This is a genomic window from Microcoleus sp. Pol14D4 (assembly GCF_036701245.1).
GTDB lineage: Bacteria > Cyanobacteriota > Cyanobacteriia > Cyanobacteriales > Microcoleaceae > Microcoleus.
Window position 1 is genome coordinate 1 of the sequence record NZ_JAUBQM010000153.1, and the last position, 5358, is coordinate 5358.

Here is a 5358-nt window from a genome sequence, read left to right on the forward strand (position 1 = left end):
ATGTCGCTCATCTTTCTGTGTAAAAAAAGGTCTCTTATGTTCTTTTACCACATAATGTTACTATTTTGGAGATGTCTCCTCATAAAATGAGTGATTTCCCATCAAAAATCTCAAATCGAAAATAGCATGAGTCCCAACTTGCGAACAGTCATTGCTACCAGGTATGTCACTCCCTTGCGCGAAGGCGGATCGCTGCCGGCGATCGTCGAAGCAGATGATGATGGTATGTACGTGCTCAAATTTCGCGGTGCCGGCCAGGGAGCCAAATCTCTGATCGCGGAGCTAGTGGCGGGAGAGATTGCTCGCGCTTCCGGACTCCCAATCCCCGAACTCGTCTTTGTTGAACTCGATCCCGAACTGGCTCGCACTGAGCCTGACCCGGAAATTCAAGATTTGATCCGAGCAAGTGCTGGTCTCAACCTCGCCCTCGACTATCTCCCGGGCTCCATCACTTTTGACCCGATAGCGGGGAAGTCCGAGGCGGATCTGGCCTCAGAAATCGTCTGGTTCGATGCTTTTGTGACTAACATCGATCGCACGCCGCGCAATGCAAATATGCTGGTATGGCACCGACGGCTTTGGCTGATCGATCACGGTGCGGCCCTCTACTTCCACCACACCTGGAAAGATTATCTCTCGCGCAGCCGCGATCGTTTCCCTCCAATCAAAGACCACGTTCTGCTGCGTTTTGCCAGCACCCTGGAAGCGGCAAATTCCAAGATGACTCAAACGCTAACCCCTGACATCATTCGCAACATCGTTAAACTAATTCCTGATACTTGGCTGGTGGGAGATTCTCCTTTCAGCGATAGCAATCAACATCGGGATGCTTATATTGAGTACCTGCTAAATCGGCTAGAATCACCACATATTTTTTTGGAGGAAGCGATTAGTGCCCGATCGATTTCTGTATGATTACGCCATTATCCGCGTCGTTCCCAAAGTCGAGCGCGAGGAGTTTATCAACGTCGGGGCGATCGTTTCCTGCGGTACGAAAAAATTCCTCGAAGCCCGTATCGAAATAGATGAACAGCGCTTGATGGCGATCGACTCAACGTTGGATCTGGAAATGATTCGCAATCACCTAGCAGTCATTCCCATCATTTGTGCAGGTGGCAAGGAATCTGGTGCGATCGGTCAACTTCCCCACAGAGAGCGGTTTCACTGGCTCGTAGCACCCCGCAGTACGATCGTTCAGACATCGCGCGTACACACTGGTTTTTGCCAGAATCTACCGGGTGCGATCGAACACTTGCTCGATACAATGGTGCGATCGTCTTGCCGAAAACCATCTGTAAACGCTCGGTTGCTAGCGGCGGGAATTGACACTCAGGAGATGCGATCGCACTCTAGTTAGCGTCAGCTTGTCGGTTAGATGCTGCTTTTAGCTTGGTAGGCGCTCTATCCATTTCGGAAAACACTCAGAATATCCGAATTATTCATACAGTAGATTCCATGTATATGTGGTACACTGTGTTCAGTAGCGATCGCGGAAAAAATGAAACCTTATTCGATTGAGTTTCGTAAAAAAATAGTTAAAGCCTATGAACAAGGTGATACATCAATTCGGAAAGTAGCCGCCAGGTTTGATGTGAGTAAAGCCTTTATCCAGAAGCTCTTAAAACAAAAACAAACGACTGGTCATATTCAACCCAAAAAACAGGGTGGAAGTCAAAAAAGTGTCTTACACTCGCGTACAATTCAATTAACAGAGATGGTGGAAAAATATCCCGATCTTACCTTGTCAGAACCCAAGTGAATATTGGCTAGATACCTACCAGGAAGCTGTCAGCCCTAGTATGATGTGTCGCGAACTAATCAAACAAAATCTAACGCGAAAAAAAAAGACCATACGAAGTAGTCAGTCTGCAACAGAAAGAGTGCAAATTTTGAGGTATGAATATTGGGAAAAAGTGAAAAACATCGACCAGAATAACCTCGTATTTTTGGATGAAATGGGGGTTTTACTTGGGTTAACACGAACCCACGCACGTTCAAGATATGGTAGTAGAGTTTACGATTTAAAACCATTTTATCGTGGAACCAAAGTAACAGTTGTCGGAGCAATCAGCTTAAAAAAAGTAGTAGGATTAATGACGCTAAATGGGTCGATGGATAGTCAGGCATTTGCAGTTTTTGTGGAACACTTTTTAGTGCCAAACTTATGGGATGGTGCAGTGGTTGTCATGGATAATCTACCAGCTCATAAGTTAGCGGTGATTGAACCATTGATTCAAGCGGCTGGTGCCAGTGTGCTGAATTTATCGCCTTACTCTCCTGACTTTAATCCTATAGAATTATGGTGGTCACAACTGAAAGCTTTTTTACGTCAGTTTTCACCAACCACTACCAAGATGGTTGATGTAATACTTGCTACTGCGCTTGATTTAGTCAATATTAAGCACTTTAAAAACTGGTTTACAAGCTGCTGCTACTGTACTTCATGAGCCTGGAATCTGCTGTATCTCTCTTCTCTACCTCTGCGTGAATCTGGTTCAATCTCTTGTCATCTGCGGTTTATACATTCTCTTTTTTTAACCGCTGATGAGGGCAGATCAACACAGATTAACGCAGATGAATTAGATGGATTCCAGTTACACCGTCGGTGAGCGTTGACTGTTGGCTGGATTTGACAATTCCCATGCTACAGGATTTGATATAACTTTTCTAAAGTCTTAACCGCAGTTTCGCAAGGTAGAAAGATGATGCACAGTGAACCGACAAATATGACTTTCCCTCTCTGGGGTTTAGCAATTTTCATTTTGTGGACGATCGCAGTTGTTGTTATGCTGCTGACTGTCAGGATTCGGCATCTATCTGCGGGTGGATCTGTAAAAGATTTCGGCACACAGAACGATGACAGCTTACTTTGGCGACTATTTCGAGTACAATCCAACTTGATAGAAAACCTGCCTTTGTATTTAGGAGTTGTTTTTCTTCTAACCGTTAGGGGTGTTTCAGGAACAGCAGTAGATTTGCTGATTGTTGTGTACATTCTATTTCGGCTGGTACATTCAGCGATTCACATCGCTGGCCTCGATCCAAAGTTTCGGTTGTTCAGCTTAGTAATTCAGTTAAGCTGTTTGGTCGCGTTAACTATTATGGCAGTTTTGTAGGTGAGAAATTACGCGGCACATATATAGTAGGGTGCGTCAGGGGCAAACCTTTATTGTTTCTTACACAGCGTAAGTCAGACGCACCTTACAAGTCGATTGCCCCTGTGACATTACTGCCTGTGATTTGGTTAAATTATCGAAGTTTATGAACCGAATATATCTTGCGATCGCTGTTATTTTAATTGTATTAGGCTGCACTATTTCAGTTTTAGTTCAGCCACTGCAATCAGCCTTGACCGTGCCACCTATAGTGCCAAAATCTTCACCTCGCGGAGGAGATTTGGCTCAGACAATTAATTTTGGACGGCACTTTCAAGAGCTAGGAGTGGAAGGTTCGATCGCGATTTACGATTTGAATAGCGATCGGCTTTATCAACACAACCCGCAACGTAACGCCACAGCTTTTTTACCCGCATCTACATTTAAGATTCTCAACTCTCTGATTTCCTTAGAAACAGGGGTAATTTCAGATGAGCTTGCCGTTCTAACTTGGGATGGAATTCAAAGGCAAATTTCCGGATGGAATCGAGACTTGAATATGAGAGAAGCCATAAAACTTTCCGCCGTTTGGTTTTACCAAGTTCTCGCCCGCCGAGTGGGACACGAGCAAATGCAAAAATGGGTAGCTAAAGTCGGTTATGGCAACCAAAAAATCGGTAACAAAGACGATATTGACAAATTTTGGTTAGAGGGAGAACTCCGAATCACACCCAACGAGCAAATTCAATTTCTCCGCCGTCTCTACAAAAATGACTTACCCTTTTCTGAGCGATCGCTGTCTCTGGTTAAAGACATCATAGTTGTCGAAAAAACTCCCGATTATATCATTAGAGCAAAGACAGGCTGGGTAAGCTTTGGAGAACAAACCGGGCAGGAAATTGGCTGGTATGTAGGTTATTTAGAGAAGAATAAAAATGTTTACTTTTTTGCTACAAACATTAACATCCGCAACAATAATGACGCATCCGCAAGAATCGAGTTAACGCGCCGTTGCTTTAAGGATCTTGCGCTGCTGTAAGTGCATTATTTGTTCTGTAATATTCGCAAAAACGCCAGGGGATAGGCTAAGGGTGACAGCCAAAACACTCATTTATGCGATGCCTGAGTTCGATCGTAGGAAGCTGAGTCTTTTAAATCTTTTAGGAGTTACTCAATTGGCACATATATATAGTTGGTATAGTGCTATATATCATTTCTCGCAGCAAGGCGACAATTTTCTAATAGAGCATTAAGTTCTTCTACCACTAGCCAGGGGTTTCGACCTTTCAAACAAGCTACGATCGCTGCTTCATAGGGATTTCTGCCGGTTTTTTTTACTGCTGCGATCGCCTGTTTGTTAGACAATCCCCGCCCGCTGACCAACCAAGCAGCCAAAACCTGTCCTGTACGTCCGATCCCCCCAGAACAGTGAACTACCACCCGTTCGCCTTTGCTATTTGCAGATTCCAAAAACGGTAATATTCGATCGATTAAAATATCGCGATCGACCAATTCAAAGTCTGCAATCGGCGCCCAGCAAACTCGATCGCATCCAAATATTTTCCTATATGTTCCCAGTAAATCAGTGTAGCGGATGAGTTGCGTCTGAGCCAGCAAGCAGCAAACTTGCTTGATATTATGCCCCTGCATAAATTCAATCCAGCGAGCAATTTCTGCATCGCGGTATCCTGGTCTGGCTGCACCAAACACAATTAATTCATTCTCTAAAGCCGCCGCGAATTTGTGCATACTGTTTTCAATATTTTTACCTATAATTAAGGTGATTTCTGAGAAATAATTTACCAGCTAAAGTGGTCGAATCAAGATATCCCATTTGGGCAAAAGCGGATTTCGCTGCAATCATGACTCAACTTGCTTCATGGCTTTCTTAGTCAGAGAAATCCCTTTTTGGTAAACAATGTTGCTTAAAGTCAAAATTGGATGCAGTCCTTTCCAAGTCATGCTAGAAGCCCAGGAAAGCATAGCTTCAATATTAACAAGCTTGCTCCCATTCCAATGCTGCTCAAGAATGCCCCAACAGCGCTCTATGGGATTATATTTACTATGGTAAGGAGGATAGTAAAGTAGTTGAATCGGTGTGTTAATCTGGTCAAGAAATTCAACCATCCTTTTTAAGAATTGAGTTCGTACTCCGCTACTTTCGGGACCATTATCAATTTTAATTTGGTAAGGATTCAGGTCTTTGATTGGGGAACAAGAGAAGGCATGAAAAAGCCACAAGAATGGGCAGATATAGCATCAC

Annotated in this window: 8 protein-coding genes; 6 read left to right on the forward strand and 2 right to left on the reverse strand. The window is 43.9% G+C overall.

Translation table 11 applies throughout. The features are described from left to right. Positions 1-126 precede the first annotated feature (126 nt). The 6 genes from QUA33_RS27360 to blaOXA all read left to right on the forward strand — a co-directional run bounded on the left by QUA33_RS27360 (position 127) and on the right by blaOXA (position 4134). On the forward strand, positions 127-915 hold the full coding sequence (locus QUA33_RS27360) for a HipA family kinase (RefSeq protein WP_333152817.1): 789 nt from the start codon (positions 127-129) through the stop codon (positions 913-915). Beyond that, on the forward strand, positions 893-1357 hold the full coding sequence (locus QUA33_RS27365; protein WP_333152819.1) for a DUF3037 domain-containing protein: 465 nt from the start codon (positions 893-895) through the stop codon (positions 1355-1357). Before QUA33_RS27360 ends, QUA33_RS27365 begins: the two co-directional genes overlap by 23 nt. Before the next feature lie 141 nt (positions 1358-1498). Further along, positions 1499-1759: an IS630 transposase-related protein gene (locus QUA33_RS27370; RefSeq protein ID WP_333152821.1), complete on the forward strand. Its 261-nt coding sequence runs from the start codon at positions 1499-1501 to the stop codon at positions 1757-1759. A 43-nt stretch (positions 1760-1802) separates the two neighbouring features. Next, the gene (locus tag QUA33_RS27375; RefSeq protein WP_333152830.1) at positions 1803-2447 is read left to right on the forward strand and encodes a transposase; all 645 of its coding nucleotides are present in this window, start codon (positions 1803-1805) and stop codon (positions 2445-2447) included. Between the two features lie 255 nt (positions 2448-2702). Continuing rightward, positions 2703-3116 (forward strand): MAPEG family protein, encoded by a 414-nt coding sequence (locus tag QUA33_RS27380; protein WP_333100640.1) that lies wholly within the window; start codon positions 2703-2705, stop codon positions 3114-3116. Positions 3117-3261: 145 nt separating this feature from the next. Next, positions 3262-4134, forward strand: a complete 873-nt coding sequence (gene blaOXA / locus QUA33_RS27385) for a class D beta-lactamase (protein ID WP_333152823.1) — start codon at positions 3262-3264, stop codon at positions 4132-4134. Positions 4135-4298: 164 nt separating this feature from the next. On the opposite strand, the gene QUA33_RS27390 is transcribed toward blaOXA, so the two are convergent. Both QUA33_RS27390 and QUA33_RS27395 read right to left on the reverse strand, forming a co-directional pair. Next, on the reverse strand, positions 4299-4844 hold the full coding sequence (locus QUA33_RS27390; protein ID WP_333152826.1) for a phosphatase domain-containing putative toxin: 546 nt from the start codon (positions 4842-4844) through the stop codon (positions 4299-4301). Positions 4845-4955: 111 nt separating this feature from the next. Further along, complete coding sequence (locus QUA33_RS27395) at positions 4956-5336, reverse strand: ISAzo13-like element transposase-related protein (RefSeq protein ID WP_333152828.1); 381 nt, start codon at positions 5334-5336, stop codon at positions 4956-4958. Positions 5337-5358: the final 22 nt, after the last annotated feature.

Excerpts from the sequence above, each read along its gene's own strand:
- QUA33_RS27380 (WP_333100640.1), top strand. The coding sequence starts at position 2,703 with ATGATGCACAGTGAACCGACAAATATGACTTTCCCTCTCTGGGGTTTA.
- QUA33_RS27375 (WP_333152830.1), top strand. The coding sequence starts at position 1,803 with ATGTGTCGCGAACTAATCAAACAAAATCTAACGCGAAAAAAAAAGACC.
- blaOXA (WP_333152823.1), top strand. The coding sequence starts at position 3,262 with ATGAACCGAATATATCTTGCGATCGCTGTTATTTTAATTGTATTAGGC.
- QUA33_RS27360 (WP_333152817.1), top strand. The coding sequence starts at position 127 with ATGAGTCCCAACTTGCGAACAGTCATTGCTACCAGGTATGTCACTCCC.
- QUA33_RS27370 (WP_333152821.1), top strand. The coding sequence starts at position 1,499 with ATGAAACCTTATTCGATTGAGTTTCGTAAAAAAATAGTTAAAGCCTAT.
- QUA33_RS27390 (WP_333152826.1), bottom strand. The coding sequence starts at position 4,844 with ATGCACAAATTCGCGGCGGCTTTAGAGAATGAATTAATTGTGTTTGGT.